The sequence below is a fragment of the Rhizobium grahamii CCGE 502 genome, from assembly GCF_000298315.2.
Classification (GTDB): Bacteria; Pseudomonadota; Alphaproteobacteria; order Rhizobiales; family Rhizobiaceae; genus Rhizobium; species Rhizobium grahamii.
The window spans coordinates 269,432-295,683 of record NZ_AEYE02000035.1 but is presented as its reverse complement, the minus strand read 5'-3'; the positions used below and the strand labels follow the sequence as shown (position 1 = coordinate 295,683).

At 60.3% G+C, this 26,252-nt stretch carries 26 protein-coding genes; 16 read left to right on the top strand and 10 right to left on the bottom strand.

Annotated elements, in window-relative coordinates:
* Positions 1-27 precede the first annotated feature (27 nt).
* Positions 28-1,389, bottom strand: a complete 1,362-nt coding sequence (locus RGCCGE502_RS28795) for a formimidoylglutamate deiminase (RefSeq protein ID WP_016557744.1) — start codon at positions 1,387-1,389, stop codon at positions 28-30.
* Positions 1,390-1,510: 121 nt separating this feature from the next.
* Here RGCCGE502_RS28795 and hutI point away from each other — a divergent pair, with 121 nt between their 5' ends.
* From hutI to RGCCGE502_RS28750, 9 genes are all read left to right on the top strand, one after another.
* Positions 1,511-2,773 (top strand): imidazolonepropionase, encoded by a 1,263-nt coding sequence (gene hutI / locus RGCCGE502_RS28790; protein ID WP_016557743.1) that lies wholly within the window; start codon positions 1,511-1,513, stop codon positions 2,771-2,773.
* Positions 2,770-4,305: a histidine ammonia-lyase gene (gene hutH / locus RGCCGE502_RS28785; RefSeq protein WP_016557742.1), complete on the top strand. Its 1,536-nt coding sequence runs from the start codon at positions 2,770-2,772 to the stop codon at positions 4,303-4,305. Before hutI ends, hutH begins: the two co-directional genes overlap by 4 nt.
* A 1-nt stretch (position 4,306) precedes the next feature.
* Positions 4,307-5,107, top strand: coding sequence for an N-formylglutamate deformylase (gene hutG / locus RGCCGE502_RS28780; protein WP_016557741.1), 801 nt, complete (start codon positions 4,307-4,309; stop codon positions 5,105-5,107).
* A gap of 25 nt (positions 5,108-5,132) precedes the next feature.
* Positions 5,133-6,809 carry a urocanate hydratase gene (gene hutU / locus RGCCGE502_RS28775; protein WP_016557740.1) on the top strand — a complete coding sequence of 559 codons (1,677 nt, stop codon included), beginning with the start codon at positions 5,133-5,135 and terminating at the stop codon, positions 6,807-6,809.
* An 88-nt stretch (positions 6,810-6,897) separates the two neighbouring features.
* Positions 6,898-7,482 carry a HutD/Ves family protein gene (locus RGCCGE502_RS28770; protein WP_016557739.1) on the top strand — a complete coding sequence of 195 codons (585 nt, stop codon included), beginning with the start codon at positions 6,898-6,900 and terminating at the stop codon, positions 7,480-7,482.
* Positions 7,483-7,677: 195 nt separating this feature from the next.
* On the top strand, positions 7,678-8,691 hold the full coding sequence (gene tauA, locus RGCCGE502_RS28765) for a taurine ABC transporter substrate-binding protein (protein ID WP_016557738.1): 1,014 nt from the start codon (positions 7,678-7,680) through the stop codon (positions 8,689-8,691).
* A 74-nt stretch (positions 8,692-8,765) separates the two neighbouring features.
* Entirely contained in the window at positions 8,766-9,557 is a 792-nt protein-coding gene (locus RGCCGE502_RS28760) for a taurine ABC transporter ATP-binding protein (protein WP_016557737.1), read from the top strand.
* Positions 9,554-10,408, top strand: a complete 855-nt coding sequence (locus tag RGCCGE502_RS28755; protein ID WP_016557736.1) for an ABC transporter permease subunit — start codon at positions 9,554-9,556, stop codon at positions 10,406-10,408. The genes RGCCGE502_RS28760 and RGCCGE502_RS28755 overlap by 4 nt, the downstream gene beginning before the upstream one ends.
* A gap of 63 nt (positions 10,409-10,471) precedes the next feature.
* The gene (locus RGCCGE502_RS28750) at positions 10,472-11,827 is read left to right on the top strand and encodes an LLM class flavin-dependent oxidoreductase (protein ID WP_016557735.1); all 1,356 of its coding nucleotides are present in this window, start codon (positions 10,472-10,474) and stop codon (positions 11,825-11,827) included.
* Here the strand turns inward: RGCCGE502_RS28750 and RGCCGE502_RS28745 are convergent, their stop codons facing one another.
* From RGCCGE502_RS28745 to RGCCGE502_RS28735, 3 genes are all read right to left on the bottom strand, one after another.
* Positions 11,828-12,481, bottom strand: coding sequence for a methionine ABC transporter permease (locus RGCCGE502_RS28745; protein ID WP_016557734.1), 654 nt, complete (start codon positions 12,479-12,481; stop codon positions 11,828-11,830). It abuts the gene before it with no gap.
* Positions 12,462-13,547 carry a methionine ABC transporter ATP-binding protein gene (locus tag RGCCGE502_RS28740; RefSeq protein ID WP_016557733.1) on the bottom strand — a complete coding sequence of 362 codons (1,086 nt, stop codon included), beginning with the start codon at positions 13,545-13,547 and terminating at the stop codon, positions 12,462-12,464. Before RGCCGE502_RS28740 ends, RGCCGE502_RS28745 begins: the two co-directional genes overlap by 20 nt.
* 92 nt (positions 13,548-13,639) lie before the next feature.
* The gene (locus tag RGCCGE502_RS28735) at positions 13,640-14,476 is read right to left on the bottom strand and encodes a MetQ/NlpA family lipoprotein (RefSeq protein WP_040675921.1); all 837 of its coding nucleotides are present in this window, start codon (positions 14,474-14,476) and stop codon (positions 13,640-13,642) included.
* 285 nt (positions 14,477-14,761) lie between these two features.
* Between RGCCGE502_RS28735 and RGCCGE502_RS28730 the strand changes: the two genes are divergently transcribed.
* Positions 14,762-16,189 carry an FAD/NAD(P)-binding protein gene (locus tag RGCCGE502_RS28730; RefSeq protein WP_244441810.1) on the top strand — a complete coding sequence of 476 codons (1,428 nt, stop codon included), beginning with the start codon at positions 14,762-14,764 and terminating at the stop codon, positions 16,187-16,189.
* Here RGCCGE502_RS28730 and RGCCGE502_RS28725 read toward each other — a convergent pair.
* Positions 16,186-16,722 (bottom strand): carboxymuconolactone decarboxylase family protein, encoded by a 537-nt coding sequence (locus RGCCGE502_RS28725; protein ID WP_016557730.1) that lies wholly within the window; start codon positions 16,720-16,722, stop codon positions 16,186-16,188. The genes RGCCGE502_RS28730 and RGCCGE502_RS28725 overlap by 4 nt on opposite strands.
* A gap of 199 nt (positions 16,723-16,921) precedes the next feature.
* On the opposite strand from RGCCGE502_RS28725, the gene RGCCGE502_RS28720 reads away from it, so the two are divergent.
* Genes RGCCGE502_RS28720 through RGCCGE502_RS28700 form a run of 5 tightly spaced genes read left to right on the top strand, consistent with a single transcriptional unit; the run spans position 16,922 to position 20,740 of the window.
* Positions 16,922-17,593, top strand: a complete 672-nt coding sequence (locus RGCCGE502_RS28720; RefSeq protein WP_016557729.1) for an amino acid ABC transporter permease — start codon at positions 16,922-16,924, stop codon at positions 17,591-17,593.
* Positions 17,593-18,264, top strand: coding sequence for an amino acid ABC transporter permease (locus tag RGCCGE502_RS28715; RefSeq protein ID WP_016557728.1), 672 nt, complete (start codon positions 17,593-17,595; stop codon positions 18,262-18,264). The genes RGCCGE502_RS28720 and RGCCGE502_RS28715 overlap by 1 nt, the downstream gene beginning before the upstream one ends.
* A gap of 1 nt (position 18,265) precedes the next feature.
* Complete coding sequence (locus RGCCGE502_RS28710; RefSeq protein WP_016557727.1) at positions 18,266-19,000, top strand: amino acid ABC transporter ATP-binding protein; 735 nt, start codon at positions 18,266-18,268, stop codon at positions 18,998-19,000.
* A 9-nt stretch (positions 19,001-19,009) separates the two neighbouring features.
* Positions 19,010-19,927, top strand: coding sequence for a glycosylasparaginase (locus RGCCGE502_RS28705; protein ID WP_016557726.1), 918 nt, complete (start codon positions 19,010-19,012; stop codon positions 19,925-19,927).
* 21 nt (positions 19,928-19,948) lie between these two features.
* Complete coding sequence (locus tag RGCCGE502_RS28700; RefSeq protein ID WP_019280347.1) at positions 19,949-20,740, top strand: transporter substrate-binding domain-containing protein; 792 nt, start codon at positions 19,949-19,951, stop codon at positions 20,738-20,740.
* A 37-nt stretch (positions 20,741-20,777) separates the two neighbouring features.
* Here the strand turns inward: RGCCGE502_RS28700 and RGCCGE502_RS28695 are convergent, their stop codons facing one another.
* Positions 20,778-21,779, bottom strand: a complete 1,002-nt coding sequence (locus tag RGCCGE502_RS28695; RefSeq protein ID WP_016557724.1) for a LacI family DNA-binding transcriptional regulator — start codon at positions 21,777-21,779, stop codon at positions 20,778-20,780.
* Between the two features lie 153 nt (positions 21,780-21,932).
* On the opposite strand from RGCCGE502_RS28695, the gene RGCCGE502_RS28690 reads away from it, so the two are divergent.
* A complete protein-coding gene (locus RGCCGE502_RS28690) occupies positions 21,933-23,297 on the top strand; it encodes a M24 family metallopeptidase (protein ID WP_016557723.1) in 1,365 nt (454 codons plus the stop codon).
* A 31-nt stretch (positions 23,298-23,328) separates the two neighbouring features.
* Here the strand turns inward: RGCCGE502_RS28690 and RGCCGE502_RS28685 are convergent, their stop codons facing one another.
* The 4 genes from RGCCGE502_RS28685 to RGCCGE502_RS28670 all read right to left on the bottom strand — a co-directional run bounded on the left by RGCCGE502_RS28685 (position 23,329) and on the right by RGCCGE502_RS28670 (position 26,234).
* A complete protein-coding gene (locus RGCCGE502_RS28685) occupies positions 23,329-23,583 on the bottom strand; it encodes a DUF2934 domain-containing protein (RefSeq protein WP_016557722.1) in 255 nt (84 codons plus the stop codon).
* A gap of 126 nt (positions 23,584-23,709) precedes the next feature.
* A complete protein-coding gene (locus tag RGCCGE502_RS28680) occupies positions 23,710-24,111 on the bottom strand; it encodes a VOC family protein (RefSeq protein WP_016557721.1) in 402 nt (133 codons plus the stop codon).
* Positions 24,112-24,115: 4 nt separating this feature from the next.
* Positions 24,116-25,213, bottom strand: a complete 1,098-nt coding sequence (locus tag RGCCGE502_RS28675) for a Gfo/Idh/MocA family protein (RefSeq protein WP_040675918.1) — start codon at positions 25,211-25,213, stop codon at positions 24,116-24,118.
* Positions 25,214-25,223: 10 nt separating this feature from the next.
* On the bottom strand, positions 25,224-26,234 hold the full coding sequence (locus RGCCGE502_RS28670) for a Gfo/Idh/MocA family protein (RefSeq protein WP_016557719.1): 1,011 nt from the start codon (positions 26,232-26,234) through the stop codon (positions 25,224-25,226).
* Positions 26,235-26,252 lie beyond the last annotated feature (18 nt).

The window sequence follows — 26,252 nt, the reverse complement described above, 5'->3', positions numbered from 1 at the left end:
AGTCGGTATACCGCGGAGAGGGAAGCCCTATGTTGTCAAGAGCTCGCCCATCGCCTTCAGAAACTTTCGGTTGATGTCCTCGCGCGCCACGTGGCGTCCGCTCGAGACCTGCTTTCGTCCAAGCGTCCAGACGCTGTCTATGGTGACGCCACCGGCAAAGACCCAATGATCGAGCAGATGGTCGCCGGAGAGATAGGGGACGGTGGTTGCGTCGAGCGAAACGAGGTCGGCATGGTTTCCCTTTGCGATACCACCTGGAGCCTTGAGCGCGTCACCACCGCCACCGATCGCACGATCGAAAAGGTTCCGCCCGGTCGAACCGCTCGGGGAGGCAATGACGTTGCGACCTCTCAAGGAGAGTCGCAACGAATATTCGAGCTGGCACAGTTCCCCGGCCAGGGAGATGCGAATATTCGAGTCAGAGCCGACGCCGAAGCGCCCACCTTCTTCGATGAAAAGTGGCGCGGGAAATGTACCATCACCAAGATTGGCTTCCGTTATCGGGCAAAGACCCGCAATCGCGCCACTCTTCGCCATACCGCGGGTCTCTGCGTCGGTCATGTGTGTCGCATGGATCAGGCACCACCGCTCATCAACGGGTGCGTTTGCAAGCAGCCATTCCACGGGACGCGCGTTTGACCACGCCACGCAGTCTTCCACTTCCTTGACCTGCTCGGCGATGTGGATATGGACCGGCCCGTCGCCGGCAAGCGGCACGATCTTGGCAAGTTCCTCCGGTGTTACGGCCCGCAGGCTGTGCGGCGCGATGCCCAGGTCGGCACCGGGGATTGCGGCTGTCACCCCGCGGCAGGCCTCCATCAAAGCGGCAAAGGTGTCCAGGTTATTGATAAAACGTCGCTGGCCATCAATTGGCGCCTTACCACCGAAGCCGGAATGGGCGTAGAAGACCGGAAGAAGTGTAAGGCCGATCCCGCTGGTGGTTGCTGCCGCACCGATGCGCTCTGCGAGTTCGGCAATATTGCCATAGGGCATTCCGTCCTGGTCATGGTGGAGATAGTGGAACTCTCCGACGCGCGAAAAGCCGGCCTCGAGCATTTCCATATAGAGTTGGGCGGCAACGGCCTCGACGTGCTCGGGTTCCATAGACAGGGCAAACCGGTACATGACGGTGCGCCAACTCCAGAAACTGTCGTTCGCGGGGCCCCTGACCTCTGCAAGGCCAGCCATTGCGCGCTGGAAAGCATGGCTGTGGAGGTTGCTCATCGCCGGAACGATCGTTTGGTGATGCTCGTCACCGGGTCCGGCGCCAACGCCTGTCTGAACGTCTTCAATTCGTCCGTCTGCGATGGTCAGGCGCACGTTCTCGCGCCACCCTCCCGGTAGCAGGGCCGCGCTGGCGTGAAGTCTGGTCGCGACAGGTCCGGTCATTACGCTTTTCTCCTCTTTGGCACTGCACATCTTCCTTTTTGGGAAGGATACACAAAATTTCACTTGTCACCGCTCCTATTATGTATATACATGTTTCTACATAAGGGAAGGCGCAAAGCTGATGAATGGGAACAAAATTTCAGACGGCGACGCATCGGGAGATCTCCGTCCACACCTGTGGCGGAACGCGCGATTGGTGACGCTCGAGCAGCAAAAATCTGATCTCGGCATCATCGAAAAGGGTGCCATTGTCACCGAGAATGGCCGTCTAACTTTTGTCGGCCCGGAGGCCGACCTGCCGGTGGCGGCAATCGAGCGGGCACAGATCACCGATCTCGAAGGCCGCTGGGTTACACCCGGTCTGGTGGACTGCCATACCCATATCGTCTACGGGGGCAACCGCGCCCGCGAATTCGAGATGCGCCTCGAAGGGGCTACCTATGAGGAGATTGCACAGGCTGGCGGTGGCATTGTCTCCTCCGTCAAGGCGACGAACGCGCTCTCGGTGGAAGGCCTTGTCGAAGCTGCTCTTCCGCGTCTGGATGCACTCATTTCCGAAGGCGTTACCACGATCGAAGTCAAGTCAGGCTACGGCCTGAACGTTGACGCCGAACTCAAGATGCTGCGCGCCGCCCGGCAGCTCGAGCGCGTCCGCCCCGTCCGGGTTGTCACCTCCTATCTCGGCGCGCATGCAACGCCAGTCGAATACAAGGGCCGCAACGGCGACTACATCACCGATGTCGTCATACCCGGGCTGGAATACGCTCACGCTGAGGGTCTGGCCGATGCAGTCGATGGGTTCTGCGAGGGGATCGCCTTTTCGACAGCGGAGATTAAGCGTGTCTTCGACAAGGCGCAAGCGCTGGGCCTGCCGGTAAAGCTGCACGCCGAACAGCTCTCCAACCTCGGCGGCGCGAAGCTCGCGGCCTCCTACGATGCGCTCTCTGCCGATCATCTCGAATATCTCGATGCGGAAGGGGCCGCCTCCATGGCTGCAGCCGGTACGGTTGCGGTTCTGCTGCCGGGCGCCTTCTACGCCATCAACGAGAAGCAAAAGCCTCCGGTGCAGGCGCTGCGCGATACCGGCACGCGGATCGCCATCGCGACTGACTGCAATCCCGGAACCTCGCCGCTGACTTCGCTGCTTTTGACGATGAACATGTCAGCGACTCTCTTCGGCCTGACCGTCGAGGAATGCATTGCCGGGGCGACGCGCGAAGGCGCTCGAGCTCTCGGCCTGCTCGAGGACACTGGAACGCTGGAGACCGGCAAGTCAGCCGATTTCGCGATCTGGGATATCGAGAGCCCGGCGGAGCTCGTCTACCGCATTGGCTTCAACCCGCTTCATGCACATGTCTTCAAGGGCGAAAGGATCGACCGTTGACCATTACCCTTCATCCCGGTTCCGTTTCACTCAAGGATCTGGAAACGATCTACTGGACCGGCGAGCCGGCGAGGCTCGATGCATCCTTTGATGCCGGCATCGCCAAGGCCGCTGGCCGCATTGCCGAGATCGCGGCCGGCAATGCGCCGGTCTATGGCATCAATACCGGCTTCGGGAAGCTCGCCTCGATCAAGATCGACGCGTCTGACGTCGCGACCCTGCAGCGCAACCTTATCCTGTCACACTGCTGTGGCGTCGGCGCGCCGCTACCTGAAAACGTCGTTCGCTTGATCATGGCGCTCAAGCTCGTCTCGCTCGGCCGTGGTGCCTCCGGCGTCCGGCTCGAACTGGTGCGGCTGATTGAAGGCATGCTGGAAAAAGGCGTCGTCCCGGTTATCCCGGAGAAGGGTTCCGTCGGTGCCTCCGGCGACCTTGCGCCGCTTGCGCATATGGCTGCCGTGATGATGGGTGAGGCCGAGGCCTTTGTCGGTGGCGAGCGCCTGCCTGGTGCGGCAGCTCTTGCGAAGGCCGGCTTGAAGCCCGTGGTACTCGCCGCTAAGGAAGGCTTGGCGCTTATCAACGGCACGCAGACCTCGACGGCGCTCGCACTCGCCGGCCTTTTCCGGGCACACCGGGCTGCACAGGCGGCACTGATTACCGGCGCGATGTCGACGGATGCGGCGATGGGCTCCTCCGCCCCGTTCCATCCCGACATTCACACGTTGCGTGGCCACAAGGGCCAGATCGATACGGCTGCGGCTCTTCGCAGCCTGCTCGAAGGCTCGGTAATCCGTCAAAGCCATATCGAAGGCGACGAGCGCGTGCAGGATCCTTATTGCATTCGCTGCCAGCCGCAGGTCGATGGCGCCTGCCTGGATCTGCTGCGCTCGGTCGCGCGCACGCTGGAGATCGAGGCCAACGCCGTCACCGACAACCCGCTGGTGCTATCGGACAACTCGGTCGTCTCCGGCGGTAACTTCCATGCCGAACCGGTCGCGTTTGCTGCCGACCAGGTGGCTCTGGCGATCTGCGAGATCGGCGCAATCGCACAGCGGCGCATCGCTCTGCTGGTCGATCCTGCCCTCTCTTACGGGCTGCCGGCCTTCCTGGCCAAGAAGCCGGGCCTCAACTCCGGTCTGATGATCGCGGAAGTAACGTCTGCGGCGCTGATGTCGGAAAACAAGCAGATGTCGCATCCGGCCTCGGTCGACTCGACGCCAACGTCGGCAAACCAGGAAGATCACGTCTCCATGGCCTGCCATGGTGCGCGACGTCTGCTGCCGATGACCGAAAACCTCTTCAATATCATCGGTATCGAAGCACTGACGGCGGCGCAGGGTGTGGAATTCCGCTCCCCGCTCACGACCAGCCCCGAGTTGCAGAAGGCCATTGCAACGATCCGCGAGGCGGTGCCGACGCTCGAGCTTGACCGGTATATGGCAAACGACCTCAAGGCGGCGGGCGATCTGATCGCGACGGGCGCGCTGAATGCATCCGTTTCCCGCGGCATTCTGCCGGTTCTGGAGGGCTGACATGGCTGTATTTGAAGTCAAGCAGGGCACATCGCCCGTGATCCTGGGCTTCCCGCATACCGGTACCGAGGTTCCCGCCGACATATGGGAGCGCCTGAACGATAACGGCAAGATTCTTGCCGATACCGACTGGCACATCCATCACCTCTATGATGACCTGCTTTCCGATGCGACGACGGTGCGCGCGACGTTCCACCGCTACGTCATTGACGCCAACCGCGATCCGGCAGGGGTCAGTCTCTATCCCGGCCAGAGCACAACGGGCCTCGTTCCGGAAACCGACTTCGACGGCAAGGCGATCTGGGAGGACGGACAGGCTCCTGACGAAGCCGCTATCGCGACGCGGTTGCGGAACTTTCATGCTCCCTATCACGCGGCACTAGCCGCAGAGATCGAGCGCGTGAGGGCAATTCACGGCGTCGCGATCCTCTATGACTGCCACTCGATCCGCTCCCATATTCCGTTCCTCTTCGAAGGCAAGTTGCCGGATTTCAATATCGGTACGGACATGGGCAAGACCTGCGATGGGGCGATCGAGCAGGCGACGCTCACTGTCGTCGAGGCTGCCGAAGGTTACGACAGTGTGCTGAATGGTCGCTTCAAGGGTGGCTGGACGACACGCCACTACGGGCGTCCCGAGGTGGGTGTGCATGCGATCCAGATGGAGCTCGCGCAATCGACGCACCTCCAAACGGAAGCACCGCCTTTCGCCTACGATACCGCCAAGGCAGACCGCCTTCGGGTACATCTGAAAAACATTCTGGTGCGGATCGAACAGATCGCAACCGGCCTGAAACGATAACGATCACTCCACTGGAGGAACTCGCATGACTGCAAACCCACGCCACAACATTCGCGAAATCCGTGCACCGCGCGGCAGCGAGCTTAATGCCAAGAGCTGGATGACCGAAGCGCCACTACGCATGCTGATGAACAACCTTGACCCTGATGTAGCCGAGAACCCGAACGAGCTGGTCGTCTACGGCGGCATCGGGCGCGCGGCCCGCACCTGGGACGACTTTGACCGCATCGCAGCAACACTGAAGACGTTGAACGAGGACGAAACGCTCCTCGTGCAATCCGGCAAGCCGGTCGGCGTGTTCCGCACGCACAAGGACGCGCCGCGTGTCCTGATCGCCAACTCGAACCTCGTGCCACATTGGGCGACCTGGGACCATTTCAACGAGCTCGATAAGAAGGGCCTCGCCATGTATGGCCAGATGACGGCCGGCTCGTGGATCTACATCGGCACGCAGGGTATCGTGCAGGGCACCTACGAGACCTTCGTCGAGGCCGGACGCCAGCACTACGGCGGCAACCTCAAGGGCAAGTGGGTGCTGACCGGCGGCCTCGGCGGCATGGGCGGCGCCCAGCCGCTCGCCGCTGTCATGGCCGGCGCGTCGTGCCTGGCGGTCGAGTGCAACCCGGACTCGATCGATTTCCGCCTGCGCACCCGCTATCTCGACGAAAAGGCCGCGACGCTGGACGAGGCCATCGAGATGATCGCCCGCTGGACGAAGAACGGCGAGGCTAAGTCGGTCGGCCTGCTCGGCAACTGCGCCGAGATCCTGCCGGAGATGGTCCGCCGCGGCATTCGCCCCGACATGGTCACCGACCAGACCTCCGCCCACGACCCGGTCAACGGCTACCTGCCGAAGGGCTGGACGATGGCCCAGTGGAAGGACAAGCGCGTTTCCGACCCGAAGGCGGTCGAGAAGGCGGCCCGCGCCTCGATGCGCGAGCATGTCGAGGCGATGATCGCCTTCCAGGACATGGGCATTCCGACCTTCGACTACGGCAACAACATCCGCCAGGTGGCTAAGGAAGAAGGCCTCGAGAACGCCTTCGCCTTCCCCGGCTTCGTGCCGGCCTATATCCGCCCGCTGTTCTGCCGCGGCATTGGCCCGTTCCGCTGGGCGGCCCTATCTGGCGATCCGGAGGATATCTACAAGACCGACGCCAAGGTGAAGGAGCTGCTCCCGGACAACAAGCACCTGCACAACTGGCTCGACATGGCGCGCGAACGCATTTCCTTCCAGGGCCTGCCAGCACGCATCTGCTGGGTCGGTCTTGGCGATCGCCACCGCCTCGGCCTCGCCTTCAACGAGATGGTCAGGAACGGCGAGCTGAAGGCCCCAGTTGTCATCGGTCGTGACCACCTCGACTCCGGCTCGGTCGCCTCGCCGAACCGCGAAACCGAAGCAATGAAGGACGGTTCGGACGCCGTCTCCGACTGGCCGCTGCTGAACGCGCTGCTCAACACCGCGTCGGGTGCGACCTGGGTGTCGCTCCATCATGGCGGCGGCGTCGGCATGGGCTTTTCCCAGCATTCGGGCATCGTCATCTGCGCCGATGGCACGGACGACGCGGCACGGCGGCTCGAGCGCGTTCTCTGGAACGATCCGGCAACCGGCGTTATGCGCCATGCCGATGCTGGCTACGAGATCGCCATCGACTGCGCCAAGGAAAAAGGTCTGCGCTTGCCGGCGATCATGGGGAACTAAGCTCGCATCAACCGGACAAGGCCGCCGCATCGCGCGGCGACCTTGTCCACGGTGAGAAGGCCGAGCCCAAATCGATGATGGAAACAAAATGACTCGAGTCACGGTTCTCAAAGCCGACACCTATCGTCGCATGCCGTGGAAGAACGGTGGTGGCGAAACCGTCGAAATCGCGGTTTCCCCCGAAGGCGCGGCCCTATCCGATTTCTACTGGCGTATCAGCATGGCAACGGTGGCGGTTGACGGGCCTTTCTCTATCTTCCCCGGCATCGACCGTACGCTGTCGATCCTCGACGGCAATGGCATGTCACTGGCGATCAATGGCGCGGCTCCCGTCTTGCTGACGCAGGGTGACGATCCCCTGACCTTTCCCGCCGACGTCGCAGTGTCAGCAACGCTTGCCGACGGAGAAATCACCGACCTGAACGTCATGACCCGCCGTGGCAGTCTCCGCCATCGTGTCGAGAGGGTGGATGTCAACGGCACGTCCATGAGGCAGGTGGTTGCATCGACCTGGCTCGCCCTATGTGGCCACGGTGACGTCGTCCTAGAATACGATGGTAATCACGCCGCCCTTGGGCCATGCGATGCGTTTTTGCTAGAGGGTGGTGAAGGTGCGATGGTTTCTCTGAGCGGCCAGGCACCTTGCTATCTCATTTCCATTGAAGGTGCCTGAACCTGGTGGTCAGGCCGAGGCGCTGTCCCGGCCTAGCCTCGGCGAGCAGGTGGAAATCGAATCGAAAAGAATATTATCGTTATAGTCTATAAAATAGATAGTTTTTTCTATCTGTGATGAAACGCCCGCCCTACTGTTTTGACGTCGAAACAAGTTCAGTGCTGAAGCTAAGTCTCAGCCACAAGGGGGCGAAACATGAATATCAGGACACTATTGGCCGCGATTGCGCTCGGATCCGCAAGCCTGTTGGCGCCTTTTGTCGCCCAGGCGGCCGACAAGAAAGTGGTCGTTGCCTACCAGACCGACGCGTTGCCGTCATCGGTTGCGATCGCCAACGGAGAATTTGCCAAGGCAACGGGCTACGATATCGATTTCCGAAAGTTCAACTCCGGGGCCGAGATTTTTGCGGCTATCGCATCGGGCGATGTGCAGGTCGGCTATGTCGGCTCCAGCCCTTTCGCGGCCGCGACATCCCGCGGATTGCAGGTAAAGGCATTCTATCTCTCCTCCATCTCCGGCATCGATGAGGCGCTCGTTGTACGCAACGGCTCGGGCATTGCCTCTCTGTCTGACCTCAAGGGGAAGAAGCTGGCCGCTGCACCAGTTTCCACTGACCACTACCAGCTCCTGGCGCTGATCAAGTCGCTTGGCCTGACGGAAAAGGACGTTCAGGTCTTTGCAATTCCCCAGCCGGAGATCGTCGCAAGCTACAACCGCGGCGACATTGACGGCGGTTTTGTCTGGGATCCGGCACTGACCGAACTCAAGAAGAATGGCAAGGTGCTGGTTACCTCCAAGGACGTGGCCGACAATGGCGCGCCGACCTTCTCAGCCTGGGTGGCGGCATCGACATTTGCAGATGAGAATCCAGCGTTTCTGAAGAGCTTCGCGAGCGTCATCAACAAATACTACGCTTCCTTCGCCGCCGATAAGAAGGCCTGGGATGCCGGCAGCGAAAATGCGACGCTGCTCGCCAAGACACTTGGCGGCACGCCCGAACAGCAGGCCGCCGCACTCAAGAACCTGACTCTGCTGACGCCGGAGGTGCAGGCCTCCGAAGCCTGGCTCGGTGGCGGCGAAAAGTCGGGCGCCGCCAAGATCCTCAAGGACACGGCCGCCTTCCTGAAGGGGCAGGGCAAGGTCTCCGAGGTGTTGCCGAGCTACGCCGCCTTTGTCACGGCGGATGCGCTTGTGAACGCAAGCAACTGAAATAGCTAACAATCCTCCCATGCACTCATGCTGGCGCGATATCGCGCCAGCATCACAGAATGAAGAGACGGCACATGCTCAAAGTCGATCACGCAAGCGTCTATTTCAGGACGCGGGATGGGCAAACGGTCCAGGCCCTCGATCGCGTTTCCCTTGATATTCCAGACAACAGCTTCGTTGTCGCACTCGGAGCGTCGGGTTGCGGCAAATCCACATTGCTCAATGCGATTGCGGGCTTTCTGCCGCTTTCGTCAGGCACGATCGCACTCGACGGGCGCCCGGTCACCCGTCCCGGTGCCGACCGCGGTGTCGTCTTTCAGAAAGACACGCTGCTGCCTTGGAAGTCGGTCGTCGACAACGTCGCGCTTGGTCTGCAATTTGCAGGAGTACCGAGCGCTGCCCGGCGCGCTCGTGCAGAAGAGTTTCTGGCGCTCGTTGGTCTCAAAGACTTCGCAAGAGCCTTTCCTTACGAATTGTCCGGTGGCATGCGCCAACGTGTTGGTATTGCCCGCGCACTTGCGGCCGACCCCGACGTGCTCCTGATGGACGAGCCATTCGGCGCGCTTGATAGCCTAACGCGAGAACAGATGCAGGAACTGCTCGTATCGATTTGGAAAACAACGGGAAAACGCATCTTCTTCATCACTCACTCGATCGAGGAAGCACTGTTCCTTGGCACGCAGGTCGTGGTGATGTCGCCGCGTCCGGGCCGGATCATAGCGCGCTTTGATCTCGATTTTGTCCGCGAGTTCGCACGAACCGGCGATAGCAGATCAATCAAGACGGCGCCGGAGTTTGCCACCTTGCGAGAGGAAATCCGGACTATCTTGCATGAGTCTGACGAGATCAGGAGTGCGGCCGAATGAGCGATGTCATCGAAACTAGGGGTGTTGTCATTCGCACTCCAACCGATCAGCCGAAAACCGTTCAGATGAAGGGTTTCGGTGTGGGGGAAGGCAGTACGATTGTGATCAGCCTCGTGACAGCCGTCGTGCTGATCGCCATATGGTGGCTGGTTGCGAAGCTGGGACTGGTACCGCGCCTCTTTCTGCCGACACCGCAAGAGGTCGTCACGCAGATCGGCGCTGTTTATCGCGACGGTTATGCGGGAGCGTCGCTTGGGGAACACGTTTCGGCAAGTCTGTTTAGGATCGCGGCAGCAGCAGTGATCGCAATCGTGATTGGCATCCCAATCGGCTTGCTGATGGGGCTCAATCGCTGGGCAAAGGGGGTATTCGATGCACCGATCGAGTTCTACTGGCCGCTGCCGCCACTTGCCTATCTGCCGCTGATGATTATCTGGCTGGGGATTGGCGAGACGTCGAAGGTGACACTGTTGGTGCTTGCGATGTTCGCGCCGATCTGCCTGTCGGCACAGGCGGGCGTGCGTTCACTTCCGATCGAGCGCGTCAATGCGGCGCGATCGCTTGGCGCAAGACCGTGGCAGCTCCTTGTCAGCATAGTCCTGCCATCGGCGCTGCCTGAGATTTTGACGGGGATCCGCATCGCGTTTGGCATTGGCTGGGGCACGCTTGTCGCGGCCGAATTGATCGCCTCCAATCGGGGCATCGGCTACATGATCATGTCCGCCTCCCAGTTTTTGGCGACGGACGTGGTCTTTGTCGGCATCGGTATTATCGCGGCCTGTGCATTCGTCTTCAGCGCAACCGTTCGGCTCTTGGAAGCCGCCCTCGTTCCGTGGAAAGGTAAGAGCTAGCGAGGCACAGAAGCCCTCGTCGCTCAAGACCGCGCTGGGTCTGCCGGCACAGGGAACGAATACATGAAGCAGATGCAGATCTACGCATTCGACATGAACTGCGTCAGCCATATCAACCACGGCATGTGGACGCATCCGCGCGATACGTCCCTTCAATATACCGACCTCGACTATTGGGTGGATTTCGCCCGTACCGCCGAACGAGGCAAGCTGGACGGCATATTCCTGGCAGATGTCGTCGGCGTTTACGACGTGTACAAAGGCAGCGCAGCGCCAGTTATCGAAACCGGCGCGCAGATTCCCGTCAACGATCCGCTGATGCCGATCTCGGCAATGGCCTATGCGACCCGGCATCTCGGCTTCGGGGTAACGGCCAACACGACCTACGAGGCGCCTTATCTTCTGGCGCGCCGCATGTCGACGCTCGATCACCTTACGAAGGGTCGTATCGGCTGGAATATTGTTACCGGCTATCTTGATAGCGCCGCGCGAGCCATGGGCTTTGAGAAGCTACCTGAACACGATGCGCGCTACGATGCGGCCGAGGAATACCTTGAAATCCTCTACAAGCTCTGGGAGGGAAGCTGGGACGACGACGCGGTGCTCGCTGACAGGGCGCGGGCCATCTTCGCCGACGCTTCGAAGGTGCGCGCCGTCAGGCACAATGGAACCTACTACAAGATGGAAGGGATCCATCTTGCGCAGCCCTCTCCGCAACGAACGCCGCTGCTGTTCCAAGCGGGCTCTTCGGCGCGCGGCCAGGATTTTGCAGCCCGGCACGCCGAATGCGTGTTCATCGCCACACCAAACCCGCAGGCAGCGCGACCGATCGTGGGGGCGCTGCGGTGCAAGGCCGAGGCGTTCGGACGCGGCGCGAATGCCTTGCGTGTCCTCGGTCTAATCACCATCGTCGTCGGCCGCAGTGAGAAAGAAGCACGGGACAAGCTCGAAGACTATCGCCGACATGCGAGCGTCGAGGCCTCTCTAGCACACTACTCGGCCTCGACTGGCGTCGATTTTTCGAAATACAGCCTCGACGAGCCGATCGAGCAAAGGTCCACGAACGCCAATCAGTCTGCGCTCGCCGCAATCACCAAGGAGGCGTCAAAGCCGGTAACCTTGCGCGGGATCATCGATCAGATGGTGCTCGGCAGCCGCATGAGGCCCATTGTGGGTTCGGCCGAGCAAGTGGCGGATCGCTTGGCTGAGTGGGTTTCGGATGCTGGTGTGGACGGCTTCAATCTGGCGCGCACGGTGGCGCCGGAAAGCCTGCGCGACTTTGTCGATCTCGTTGTACCGGTATTGCAAGAACGCCGGCTGTTTAAAGCCGACTATGCCGAGGGGCCGCTGCGGCAGAAGCTGTTTGGGGGCCGCGGCAGGCTGCCGTCTTCGCACCCTGCCGCGGCGTTTCGTACCTGACTATTTGTGATCCAGCCGGCCGACCAGCCGGTCGCCGAGCCACTGGATGCCGCAGACCAGCACGATCAACACGGCGACGACCGCCACCATGATGGTTGTCTCGAAGCGCTGGTAGCCATAGCGGATGGCAAGATCTCCGAGACCGCCTGCACCGATCGCTCCGGCCATGGCAGAAGCGCCAATCAACGTTACCAGCGTGACGGTGAAACCAGCGACGATGCCGGGCAACGCCTCAGGAACCAGTACTTCGCGAATAATGGTCCAGCGATTGCCGCCCATCGCGCGCACGGCATCGATCAGGCCGCGATCAACCTCACGGAGGGATACCTCGGCGATGCGTGCGTAATAGGGCGTTGCGGCAATTGCGAGCGGCACGATCGCCGCCCAGGTGCCAAGCGCGGTACCAACGATAAGGCGTGTCAGCGGGATCAGAGCTACCAGCAGAATGATGAAGGGCACGGAGCGAAAGCCGTTGATGATCGCGCCGAGGATGCCGTTGACCCAGCTATTTTCGGCGATGCCGCCCTTGTTGGTAAGAACAAGCGCCAGACCTAGCGGCAGACCAAAGACCAGCGAGATCAGGCCAGAGGCGCCTGTCATCAGGATCGTCTCCCAGAGGGAGCGAAGCAGCAGATTAAACATGGTCGCTGTCATAGCCAAGAACCTCCACCCGCGCCGAACGGGCTTTCAAAAATTGCAGAACCTTGTCCTTCAGGGCGGGGTCGCGCGTCGGGACAGCAATAAAGAACCGCGCCACGGGCTGGTTCTGGATATGATCGATGCCGCCGTGGACAAGCCGGAACGACTGGGGAAGCGCCGTCGAAAGTTCGGCGAAGACCGCGCCCTGAGCTGCTGGTCCGGCCATATCGATGCTGAGGATCGCCTCCTGTCCCGAGGTGGGCGACAGTCTGGCGGCGATGTGCTCCGGCAATTGAGGCCTGCTTCCGGAAAGCAGGCTCTGAGTGATCGGCGCCTTAGGATCGGCAAAGACCGACCAGACCTGCCCGTCCTCGACAATACGGCCGGCGTCGATAACGGCGACGCGGTCGGCAATGTTGCGCACGACTTCCATCTCGTGAGTAATGAGGACGATCGTGAGGCCGAGCTTGCGGTTGATGTCCTTGAGGAGCGCCAGGATAGCGCGCGTCGTTTCCGGATCGAGCGCGGAGGTCGCTTCGTCCGACAGCAACAATGCCGGCCGTGCGGCAAGCGCGCGGGCGATACCGACGCGCTGCTTCTGGCCACCGGATAGGGACGATGGATAGGCCTTTGCCTTACCAGCGAGGCCGACAAGATCCAGCAATTCGTGTGCGCGCTTCAGGCGCTCGGCCCTTCCGACCCCGGCGATCTTCAGCGGCAAGGCAACGTTCTCTTCGACGGTCTTCGACGCCAGGAGGTTGAAGTGTTGAAAGATCATGCCGACGCGGCGGCGAAGCGGCTGCAGTTCCTTTTCGTCGAGACCGACGATGCTGCGACCCTCGATCTCAATTTCACCGGTGTCAGGACGCTCCAGGCCATTCAGGCAACGGATCAAGGTGGACTTGCCGGCGCCGCTGCGCCCGATGATTCCTAGGATCTCGCCCTTGTGGACAGTAAGCGATATGCCGTCGAGAGCAGCGGTGGCACCGAAATGCCGATGCACGTCGACGAGGCGCACTACCTCTTCTGCCGCAGCCCGCGGCGGAGCCTCGGTCGCCGAGGCCGTTACAATTGAATTCATAGTCTTTCCCTTCGGAAACGTCCAAGGCGGCCCGGGCAAGGAACGCCCGGACCGCCTTGTTCAACGCGCCTAAAGCTCGGCGCGAATGTTGATCAGTAAGCGCTGACGCCGGTTCCCTTATACACCTTGTCGAACTCGGCCTTAACCGTATCGTTCTGGTAGGAGGATACGAGGGTCTTGACCCAAGCCTCGTTCTCGCTGTCCTGCTTGACGGCGATGAAGTTGCGGTACGGATTGTCGGCAATCGGTTCCTGCGCGATGCGATCGGCAGCCGACAGCCCGCTCTTCAGAGCCCAGTCGGTGTTGATAACGGCAGCATCCAAATCCTCGATGGCACGACCGACCACGCCGGCATCGAGTTCCTTGATCTCGACGTTCTTCGGATTTTCGGTGATGTCGGTCACCGTTGCGAGAATGCCCGTGCCGTCCTTGAGCTTGATGATGCCTTCGTTCTGCAGCACACGCAGCGCGCGGCCTTCGTTCGACGGATCGTTCGGCACGCCGATGGTGGCGCCTTCGGCGATTTCCGCGACCGCCTTGTGCTTCTTGGAATAGAGCCCGATCGGCCAAACAGCGGTGTAGCCAACCGGAACGATATGATATCCGTGCTGGTTGACCTGGTTGTCGAGATAGGGCTTGTGCTGGAATGCATTGGCATCGATTTCGCCGCGCTCCAGCGCCTCATTCGGCTGCGTGTAGTCGTTGAAGACGACCGTCTCGATCTTGAGGCCTTTCTTGGCGGCTTCCTCGGTCACAACACGCCAGACGTCTTCGTCCTCGCCGCTCATGATGCCGACCTTGATCGACTTGTCCTCAGCGAAGGAAGCAACAGGCGCTGCAAATGCCACGATTGCGACTGCCGAGGCGGCGATTGCAGCAAGGCTGGCACGACGCGTCAAGCTTGAAGTGGCGGACGTCTTCTTGTTCATTGTGGTGTTTCCCGTCTTGAAATTGGTGAGGCGAGCCTCGAACGGCCAGATAATTTCAAAACCGCCGATGGTAAACCAAGCAAGTCGATCTCTATTGCACTGCAGCACTGAAAAACTCTTCGGTGCCTGCACCAAATAGCGGGATAAAAATTCTACTGATTTTGTAGAATATCGAAGTTGCAGGGCTGCTTGCCTGACTCTAGATTAACCCATCCGAACGCGAACGACAAACTCGCGCTCTTATAAACAAGGTGGTCTGGGCCGCGGAAATTGAAGCAGGACAGCGTGAAATCTCCACATGAGACCGGCGGCGACTTACGCCAACCCGTGGTCGCGATTGTTGGCGGTGGCATCTCGGGTGCGGGCGTTGCCTACCACTTGGCACGCTCGACAACTGGCCAGCCGCCTGAAGTTGTCGTTTTTGAGCCACGGCAGGAGCTCGGCAGGGGGCTTGCCTATGACACCACCGACCCCGCGCATCGGATCAATGTGCCGGCCGCCCGTATGAGCCTGCTGCCAGATCAGCCGGAGGATTTTCTCGAATGGATCGCACGCAATGACGCCGTCGCCGACGATCCAGAAGCACATCGACCTGACGGGAACCTCTTTCCTCGACGCCACGTTTTCGGCACCTACATAGCCGCGGCACTGCACCCTCTCCTGGAGAACGGCGCTGTGCACCATCGTCGCGCTGTCGTTACCGACGTGCGCAGGGAAGGCAGGCACTGGCAGATCTTCGATAGCCATGGCTCGCGGACAGCTGCCGATTTTCTGGTGATTGCCACTAGCCATCCTGCTCCATCTACGCCAGTCGCTCTGCGACCCCTTCAAGGACACCCTCGGTTCGTCACCGATTCGACCGCTGCCGGCGCGCTCGATCCCGTCCGCCCAGATGATCGCTTGCTGATTGTCGGCAATGGCTTGACCGCAGCCGACATCGTCGCTTCACTTGCCCGCACCGGCCATCGCGGACCGATTACGTCGATCTCGCGGCGAGGCCTGAGATCGAGGGGCCATGCGCCTTATCCGCAGGACCCGTTCGGGGAATTCGAGGCGGCCCCTGTTCACAGCGCAACGGTACTGTTGCGGAGCGTTCGACAGACCATTGAGGCAGCCAAGGCAGCGGGGCTGACATGGCACCCTGTCATCGATCAGGTGCGCGGCCACGGCCACGCGCTCTGGAAGAACCTGCCGATTGCCGAGCGTTGCCGGATCGTGCGGCATGTAAGGCCCTATTGGGACGTTCATCGGTTCCGCATCGCGCCGCAAGTAGAAGAGGTTCTGGAGCGGGCGATTGCGCAGGGCCGGATGGAAGTGCTGGCGGCTTCTGTCGGACGGGTGGAGCGCGAGGGCGAAGTGATCAACGTGGAGCTGAAGCGGCGGCGTGCCTTGCCGCTGCAGAAGAGCTACGATGCTGTCGTTGTCACGACAGGTCCTGCCCACGGCGGTATTCTCGAAAGTCAGGCGTGGCTTGCGCGTCTGCGCGATCAGTCACATCTGCAGCTCGATCCGGCCGGTCTCGGCATCGCGTGTTCCGAGCAATCCGAGGCGGTCGCTGCTGACGGACGCCCCGATCCTTCCCTGCTCATTTCCGGCCCGCTGGCCCGCGGAACGTTTGGCGAGCTGATGGGCCTGCCGCAGATTACCGAGCATGCGGCTTTCGTGGCCGCTGAGCTTGCCAAGAGGCTGACTGCCGGGAGCCAGCGCCCTTAGTCATCTTCACTGGCTGATTCGGCGAACGCTTCCAATTCGGGATCGAAATCGACTTCGACAACATTGTTGAAGACGGCCGTGGCGAGCATGATGCCCGCAAAGGCGACGAGATCGACGAGCGTCTTGGGGGCATAGCGTCCCTTCAGCTTCGCCCAGATCTCGGTGGGTATCGCGTTTGAATCTGCAACGATTGCCCTGCCGAAGGCGTCGAGCAATACTTCTTCTTCCGAAAGCAACAGCGCGTCCGGGTTAGAACCGGCATTTATCAGCGCTCGACGAAAGAACGTAGTGGCGATCTTCGATTTCGCTGCCTTGGAAATGGCATGTGAGAAGATCCAGATCGGTCGGTCAGCGATCGCCGAGAGTTCTGCGCGCAAGGTGAACCATTCGGCATAGATGCGGTGGGCGGCCGGCGAGTGCAACAAAGTGCGTTTCATGTTCGTCATGCGCCCGCGTGCCCTCACCTCCTCGTCATGGGCGGACCGAATCTCTTCGGAGGCCGTTGCGTAGTCGATCTGGGGAATATGGCTCACGGAAATTCTCATTCGGTCTAGGCAGTGACGTTATCGGATAGGCAGGCGATCCCAAGCCAATGTTACAATCATCTGGCAGAAATCCGCTAGCCTATGCAATTCATCTGTTCATGCCGAGCAGGATTCTTTGTTGCGTCTTGACAACGTATGACAGCCACGACACGATGAAACCGGTTTCAATCATGAATATGGAGAGATCGTGCGGCTCGACCTGTCGATTCTCTTGCCTCATCTTGGCTTTCTTGCGCAAGGGGCGCTGCTGACAGCAGAAGCGTGCGCACTGGCGCTGATCGGTAGCGTCATCATGGGCGCGTTCGTTGCAATCGCACGCACATCCTCCTCTGCGCCTCTGCGCCGAATTGCTTACGTTTACGTAGACATATTTCGCAATGTGCCGTTTATCGTGCAACTCTTCTTCTTCTACTATGGCTTGCCGGAGATCGGCATCTATATCGATGCCTTCACGACCGGTGTCATTGCGCTGTCGATTGCAGGCGGCGCCTACGCCTCGGATGTAATTCGCGCCGGCATCCTGGCAATCGACCAAGGCATCATCGAAGCGGCAGAGGTGAGCGGTCTGTCGCGGCGTGTTATGTTTACGCGCATAGTTCTGCCGATCGCGCTCAGAACCTCGGTGCGGCCGTTGGGCTCGGTGCTTATCAATATGATTCTCACCTCGTCGATCCTGTCCGCCATCACGCTGAACGAGCTTACTGGTTCGGCGCAGATCGTAGTCTCACAGACGTATCGGCCGTTTGAAGTCTATGTCGTGCTGCTCGTCGTCTATGCGGCTTTGACCTATCTTGTTTCGCTCGCCATCGCCTTGCTCCACCGTCGCCTCAACCGCGACATGATGGAGGCGGTCGCCTGATGCGCTTCACCGACTTCACGACTTTCGATCTCGTTCTCCTCGCGCAGGGCATCGGCGTCAATGTCGCACTTTTTCTCGGAACATCGCTGATCGGTCTGTCGATTGGTATAGCTTGGGCCATTGTCCGCTTCTATCGCATACCGCTTCTCGGCGAGGTGATCACCTTCCTCGCCGAACTCCTGAAGAATTCGCCGGTGTTGGTGCAATTGTTTCTGGTATTCTTCGGCCTTCCCGGTCTCTTGCATGTCCGCGTGACGCCGGTGACAGCCGCAGCGATCACCCTTTCGGCCAACACCGCGGCCTTCGTGTATGTGATTGCGGTCTCCGCAATAGAGTCGATCGGCCGCGATCAAATCGAGGCAGCACGCGTTTTCGGACTGAGCCGTTGGCAGGTGCTTCGCTATGTAGTCGCGCCGCAGGCGGCCGCATTTGCCGTCGGCCCGCTGGTCGCACTGCTCGTCAATCAATTGCAGGTAACATCGCTGATCTCGGTAATCGGCGTCGTTGATCTGACGAAGATCGGCAACATCCTCAACATGCGCACGCTGAAGCCGTTTATCGTCTGGACGGCGGTCGGTCTGCTCTACTACGCCTCCGCCAAGCTGGTTGCCTGGCTCGGATCGCGATTTGAAAAACGCCTTCGCGCCTACAGCGCTTGGCGAGGGCTATGACATGATAAAAGTTGAAAACGTGAAGAAGGCCTTCGGCCACACCACCGTGCTCGACGGTGTTGACCTGACGATCGAGCCCGGCGAGGTCGTCTCGATCCTGGGCTCCTCCGGATCCGGAAAATCGACGCTGATCCGCTGTATCAATGGTCTGGAGAAGCTGAGCGGTGGCCGGATCCTTGTCGACGAGTTTGACGTCAGCAAACCGAAAGAGCTCTCCGAAGCGCGCAAGCGCTCGGGCACGGTGTTCCAGCTTTTCAACCTCTATCCGCACATGACGGTGCTCGGCAACATCACGCTCGCTCCAATCGAGGTGCTGAGAAAGCCGCGCGCCGAGGCAGAGACGACTGCGCGTGCCCTGCTTGAGTCCGTCGGGCTCGGGAACAGGGCCGACGCCTATCCTGCGCAGCTTTCTGGCGGCCAACGCCAGCGCGTCGGCATCTGCCGAGCGCTCGCCATGCAGCCGCGCTATTTGCTGCTTGATGAAGTCACCAGTGCGCTTGACCCGGAGATGACGGCGGAGGTGCTGACGATCCTTGCCAAGCTCGCGGAGGAAGGCACGACGATGCTCTTCGTAACACATGAGGTCGAGTTCGCCAGGCAGATTTCCGACCGGATCGTGTTTCTCGATAAGGGCAGGCTGCTGGTCGATCTGCCGACCAAAGAATTCTTCGGCGCCGACGGCGGCATGGCGCAGCCCCGCGTTGCCCAGTTCCTTTCCAAGATGCGCAAAGATTAGAGGTTCTAGATGCTGCTTTTGGCCAATAAAGAAGCCTGGCCGGGTTTTCCGACATCCGTCGAGATGTTGCGCGAGGGCGCTGTCAGCCTCGACGCGATGGTCGCCGGGATCGGCAAGGTGGAGAGCGAGGTCAAAGTGCGCAGCGTCGGCTATGGCGGCTGGCCTAATATGCTCGGCAACATGGAACTTGATGCTGCAGTGATGGACGGCAATACGCGCCAAGTCGGCACGGTCGGTGCCGTCCCGAACACGCTTCCGGTAGCTCGCCTCGCCCATGAGGTGATGAAACGCCTCCCGCACGTCATGCTGACCGGCGATGGCGCGCGCCGCTTTGCAAGTGAAATCGGTTTCTCGGAAGACGATGTCCTGTTCGAGGACAGCAAGCGGGTCTGGTGGGAGCGGCTCGAAAAGGAGCTTTCGCCCGAGGATCTGGCTAAATTTCCAAATATTCCACTGGCGCCGCTCAGCCGCGCCATCACCGATCCGGAGCGCGTGCGCGATACGACCGTCTTCCTGTCGGCCGATTCCAAGCGCGGCGTTCATGCAGCGACGTCTACGTCCGGCTGGGCGTGGAAGTATCCTGGCCGCCTCGGCGATAGCCCTATTCCGGGCGCCGGCTTCTACGCTGATAGCCGTTACGGCGCCGCCGCTTGCACCCATACCGGCGAGATGACGATGCGCTGTTCGACGGCACGCACGGTCGTTCTTGCAATGAAGCTTGGCTATTCGCTCTCCGACGCGGTGAAACTTGCCGTCGATGAGCTCGATGAACTCTCCTCGGGCTTCCTAGCTGGCGTCGTGATCCATGCGGTCGACGCCAGAGGAAATCATGAGGTCGTGAATTTCAGATGCGAGGGCGAGATACGCTACTGGCTCTGGGAGGACTCGATGCCCGAACCGGAGTTGCGGGCAGCGAAACTGGCATAATCAAAAGAGGGAATGAAAACGATGAAACGCATTCTGACTGCCCTTGCCGCCCTGGCCATTGCGGCCGGCTCGGCATTTCCGTCCTTTGCAGGAATGATCGACGACATCCGCTCGCGCGGCACGGTTCGTATCGGCGTGTCGCTCGGCGGCGAGCCGATCGGCTTCCGCGACGCGCAGAATAATCCGGTCGGCTATGATGTCGATGTCGCAACGATGCTCGCACAAAAGCTCGGTGTCCCTGTCGAATTTGTCGACGTGTCGGGCGACGCGCGTATCTCGATGCTCGTTTCGGGCCAGATCGATGTCGCGGTTGCAAACACCTCTGCGACACTCGAGCGCGCCAAGACGGTGAACTTCACGATCCCCTACAACCGCGCTGGCTTGCGCGTCATCGTCCAGAAGGATGCAGGCATCAAGGAACTGAAGGATCTTGCCGGAAAGAAGGTCGTTGTTGGTCGCGGCACGACGGGCGAGAGCTTCCTGAAAACCGCTGTTCCCGAGGCGCAGCTTGTCTACGTCGATCAGTTCGCCCCGGATGGCGTACTGCAGCTGCAGCAGAAGCGTGTTGATGCGGCGATCGAGGATTCTTCGCTGCTCGACTATCTCGCAACCAAGAACCCGTCGCTTGTCACGCTGCCAGGACTTTATTCCAACGATCCGATCGGTATTGCCGTCGCAAAGGGTGATCCTGAATTCGTGCGTTGGCTCGATATGTTCGTTTCAGATTACATCCAGTCCGGGACCTATGCGGCGAACTACAAGAAGTGGTGGGGTCCGGAGTCCAATCCCCCTGCCCTGAACCCTCAGTGGTAAACGTGATTGCGGGCTGCCTTCGGGTGGCCCGTTCTCGTTAGGCGGTCAGGCGTGGCACGAACTGCGTCGGCACCGTGATAGGTGGATGACCCGACGAAAAACTCCCGGGATTGGCAATGGAGTCAACAATATGGCGGACATAGAGCGACTTGTCGTAGCCGATCGACGAAATCGGATAGGCGTCGAAATCGGTCAGCGACAGATTGTCAAAGCCATAGAGCCTAAATCGCGACGGGCGGCCACCGGGAAAGTCCGCCCGGCAGACGTCGAGAATGCCCATCGCCATTGCATCGGACGTGCAGAAGACCGCGTCAGGACAATCGACGCCTGCCAGTGCGTTGGCCGCAGCGTGCCCGCTCTCATAGGAGTAGTCGCCCTGAACCGAGCGAACGAGATTGATCCCGTAGCGGGAAAAAGCCTCCTGGAACGAGCGGATCCGGGCCTGCTCGACCGGAGAGGACGCGCGCCCAGTGACAAGCCCGGCCGTTTTCACGGTCTTCGACGCAGCGTCGGCGACCGCTTCCGAAATGCCTGCATTTTCGTCGGGAATGACGACCGGCGAGAACTCGTCATGAAGGCCGTTCAACATGATCACGTGATCCGAGCGGAACATCCGGCGGACGGTCGGCGCGTCCGCGAAATCAGAAAACACCAGCGCGGCATCGACGTGATAAGCAACACCATTGCGCAGAAACTCTTCCACGCGTGCCACCGACCCGATCCGGATCAGAATGACCTGCTTGCCGATCATCTGGACTTGATCAATCAGCCGGTCGAACAGGTCGAGGTCGGACAGATCATGGATATGGTTGACCACGACGGCGACGAGATTGACAGTTTTCGTCGTCAGGCTTTGCGCCAGAAGGTTCGGCTTGTAGCCGAGGCTGGCAGCGGCAGCGATTACCCGTTCCCGTTTCTCGGACGACACCGGTCGCGGTTCGTTGGAAAGAGCCCGACTTGCGACGGCACGAGAGACGCCTGCCAAGCGCGCCACATCGGCAATCGTGGGAGGGGCACTGCGACTGTTGTCGTGATTCATGATTGTCAGCCTTCCACCTTTGGAGGCGTGATACCGCAGCGGAGTGGGGTTCGGCTATGCTAATCTTTGATGTGTTGGCTGCCTGCCCCGGGCAATACACGTATTTTGTGCTTTTTACCTTTATTTGACTTTCGTTTTGGTTGGAGGAACCGCATGTCCATCGCTCTCGCATCTGTTGTCCTGCCGAATTTCGGCGCCCTCGGAACGCAACCGCAAATCCCTCCCGCCACCTATTCCGCGCGTGCGGATGCAGCCTTGAAGGCAGCGGGTACTGACTGGCTTGTCGTCTATGCCGATCGCGAGCACTTCGGGAACATCATGCATCTGTCCGGTTTCGAACCGCGCTTCGAGGAGGCGCTGCTGCTCCTGGGGCCATGCGGCCGCAGGGTGATCATCACCGGAAACGAATCCGAAAGCTACACGGCGCTTGCCAGGCTGCCGGGCATCACGGTGCTGCGCGCACAAAGCTTCAGCCTCATGGGCCAGGATCGCAGCCAAGATCCGCGGCTTATTGATCGGCTGCGCGACGCGGGCATCAAAATCGGCGATTCTATCGGTCTCGTGGGCTGGAAATATCTCTCAACCGATGAAGACGAAGACGCCGGTCAGAGCTTTTTCGTACCGCATTTCATCGTGAACGTGTTACGCCGGGCGATCGGTCATTCAGCGCGACTGATCGATGCTACATCTGTTCTCATGCATCCGGAAACCGGCCATCGCGCGATTGTCGACGTCGATCAGCTTGCAGTCTTCGAGTGGGCGGCGGTGCGCTGCTCGGAGGCACTCTTCAGGGTCGTTGCCAGCGTCCGGGTGGGCGACACGGAATTCGAGGCACTCGGCCGCCTCGGCTATGAGGGGGATCCGGTCAACGTCCACACGATGTTTGCCTCGGTCAGTGCTGGCGAGAACATTGTCGGTCTGCGCAGCCCAAGCGGACGCCGACTGACGAAAGGCGATGGCGTCACAACGGCGCTCGGTTATTGGGGCGCTTTGTCTTCGCGCGCCGGTCTGCTGACGGACCATGACGAGGCGTTCCTGAAGCCTGCGAAGGCATACTTCGAGGCCTTGATTTCGTGGTATCAGACGGCGGATATCGGGGTGGCCGGCGGTGATCTATTCTCGGTGGTTACCGAAAAACTCAAATCGGCAGGCCTCAATTCGGCGCTGAATCCCGGCCACCTCGGCAGTCACGAGGAATGGCTTCATTCGCCTGTCCGCCCCGGCTCGGCTGAGCGCTTGCGTTCCGGCATGCCTTTCCAGGTTGACGTCATACCGGTGCCGATGCCGGCTGGTTGGGCGCTCAACTGCGAAGACACGGTGGCCTTCGCCGATGCCGAACTTCGCGGGCAGATACGCCTGCGCTATCCTGATATGCATGCGCGTATTGCCGCGCGGCGTGCATTTATGGCGGATAGCCTCGGCGTCGCGCTTTCCGACAACATTCTGCCGCTGTCCTCGACACCACTCTATCTGCCACCATTCTGGCTGCAGTCGAGCAATGTTCTCGTCCGTGAGTGATCGATCTTTGCCGGCGTTTAGGCGGGCCGCGTCATGCCGAGGCTTTGTGCTCGTCTATCGCGGGCACCGTGTCGATCTGTGGGCCGGCCGCGCGCATCAGGCGCCCCATCGCCCGAAGGCGTGCGACAAGGTCGCTTCCGTCCACGGAGGCGCGGGTCAATTCGAGTTGCTGATACTCGCGTGCGGCTTGCTGCCAGTGGTCGCCGCTGCGGCCATCCGGCCGCCCTTCGGCTTCCCAAAGCGCGTAGGCGCGCTGATTGATCCAGTCGTCCTTACTGCCTGACATGTCAGCCCCCAGCCATGAAGGAATGTCTCGCCTCCATCAGGCTGGCAAATGGGAATTACGGAGTCGTTACCGCTGCCAGAAATTTTGCACTGCAGGCCGATATCGCATTCGCATCAATCAGGAACGTCAGCTCGTGGCGCGCTCGGCCAACTCGACGATGATACCATTGGGGTCGCGAACGAACGCGACCCTCTTCAGCACTTCCGAATTGACCGCGGCACGAGGTCTCTCCTTGATCTCGACACCGGCCGCTTCCAAGCTCGCGAAGCTTTCGTCGACGCTTTCGACAACGAAGGTGATATGCAAAACGCCCGATGTTGCTGCCGGCAGATCGGTGGAACGCGACGCGCCCCCAGGCGGCGCGAAGATTTCCAGCATGCCACCGCCTGCATCGAGGAAAACCACGTCCGTGCCGTTGGCCATGGTTTTTCGCAGGTGAAGGCGCAGACCAAGAAGGTCGCGGTAGAAGGCAAGTGACCGGTCCATGTCCCCGGTCACCATGCCGACATGTTCGAAGCCTTTGATCATTGTCTCAGGCTCCGGCGGTCAGACGGCGCTCTTCTTCCGGCAGCCAGGAATGATAGAGTGGATGATCCGAAAGGATCGGCAGTTTCGTCGGTTGCCCGGTGCGCTGCGAGTGATAGGCGGCGGTGACGAGCTCAAGTGAGTTGCGGGCGTCCTCCAGTGTTACCGGTGGGTCGCCGTGGGTCAGAAGTGCGTGATGGAAGAGTTCGAATTGCCTGGTATAGCCATCTTCCTTGATGACGTAACCGGCAAGCGCTTCGTCCACCCGCTTTTGATGCTCTTCCGTGCCTGCTATAAAGCTCCAGGGGTCGCGACCCATCGTGTAAGGCTCGAGAATGCTCTCGACGACGAGATCGGCGAAGCAGAACCGCAGGCGGGAGATTTCCTTACGGGAGCCGAGTGTCATCGAGAGCGTCGCTAGCGACCCATTCTTCATTTTTACCGAAAGTGCGGCCGTGTCTTCGACCTCGATCGGATTCACCAGGGTTGCCCCGTAGGAAAAGATCTCCGCACAGGCGCCGTGCACATAATTCAGCATGTCGTGCGCGTGGATCGCATGGCCAAGGAGACCGCCACCGAGTTCGGTCACCCATTTCCCCCGCCACGGGACGGCATAGTAGTCGGGGCCACGCCACCAATGCGTCTCGATCGTCGTCAGGAACGGAGTGCCGGTCAGGCCGAGATCGATCAACATCTTGAGCTTTTGAAGCCCCGAGCCATAGCGATACTGAAAGATCGGCATCAGCTTCGGACCTTCGGCGCGCGCTACAATCCGAGCCATCTCATCCACTTCGGCTATCGAGCCGAACAGCGGCTTCTCGCAGATCACATGCTTTCCTGCTTCGATCGCCTTGCGGCAAAGCTCGAAATGCGAACTGGGCGGCGTGCAAATGTCGATGATATCGAGATCGGAGCGGGCGATCATCGTTTCGGCATCCTGAGTGTATTCGGGAATGCCGAATTCTTCGCAAAGCTGCCTGCCGCGGTCTTCGTCTAGAGAGCAGAGAACAGCAACCTCATACAATTCCCTGTTCCAGGCAAATCCTGTCAGGTGGCGCGAGGCGATCCCCGCTCCGATGACACCAACGCGAAACTTCTTGGGCATGTTGGCTTCCTCAGCGATGACCCAGGCGCGCTGCCTTTGATTGAGCTTCCAGCGACAGGCGGCAGACTTCATAGACGTGGGCCTGCGGCATCGCCGTCTCGGTCCGGTCGCGCACGTCGGCGGCAAAAGCGTCGAAATAATCGAGCTTCTCGCTGCTGCAATCGATGTGCGTCATCTCCTTGCCGTTGACCAGGAAGAGATGGTCCTTGCCCGGGCGTCCGGCAATATCGATATATTTTCGCAGCTCAATGTAGCCCTCGGTACCGAGGATTGTCAGGCGCCCGTCCCCCCATGTCGGCAGGGCCTCCGGGGTAAACCAGTCGACACGCACATAGCCCGAGGCCTTGTCGGAGCGAAGCAACACCTCACCGAAGTCCTGGAAGTTTGGTCTGCCGGGCATGCCGAAATTTCCAACCGAACTGGCCGCCACTTCCGCGTCCGTCGAGCCGGTGTAAAACAGGAACTGGTCGACTTGGTGGGAAGCGATGTCGACAATAATTCCACCATACTGGTGAGGATCGAAGAACCAGTCCGGCCGAGTAGGAAGCTGTAGCCTGTGAGGTCCCATTCCGAGCGTCTGAATGACCGTGCCGATCGCTCCCTCCTTGATAAGTTTTCCGGCCTTGACGGCAGAACGCACACAATGGCGCTCGGAAAAACAGATCGAGAATATGCGACCCGTTTCTGCGACGGTGCGTCTGACTTCTTCCAACTGCGCGAAAGTCGTAACCCCGGGCTTGTCCGTCATGACGTCCTTGCCTGCCTTCATCGCGCGGATCGCCAATCCGGCCCGGTCCCGTGGGATTGCAGCGATGCAGATGATGTCGATTGACTGATCCGCAAAGATCGCATCGCGATCGACCTGTGGTGCATCAGGATAGGTTTTCCTGAATGTTTCAAGAAGCGCAGGCACTGAAGTCTGGGGGCAATAGCCGGCGAATTCTGCGCCCGCGGCAAGCAGGCCCTTCACGTGGTCGAGCGTGTGTCCATGGTCCATCCCGACGACGGCAAATCTCAACATAACAGAAACGTCCTCCCG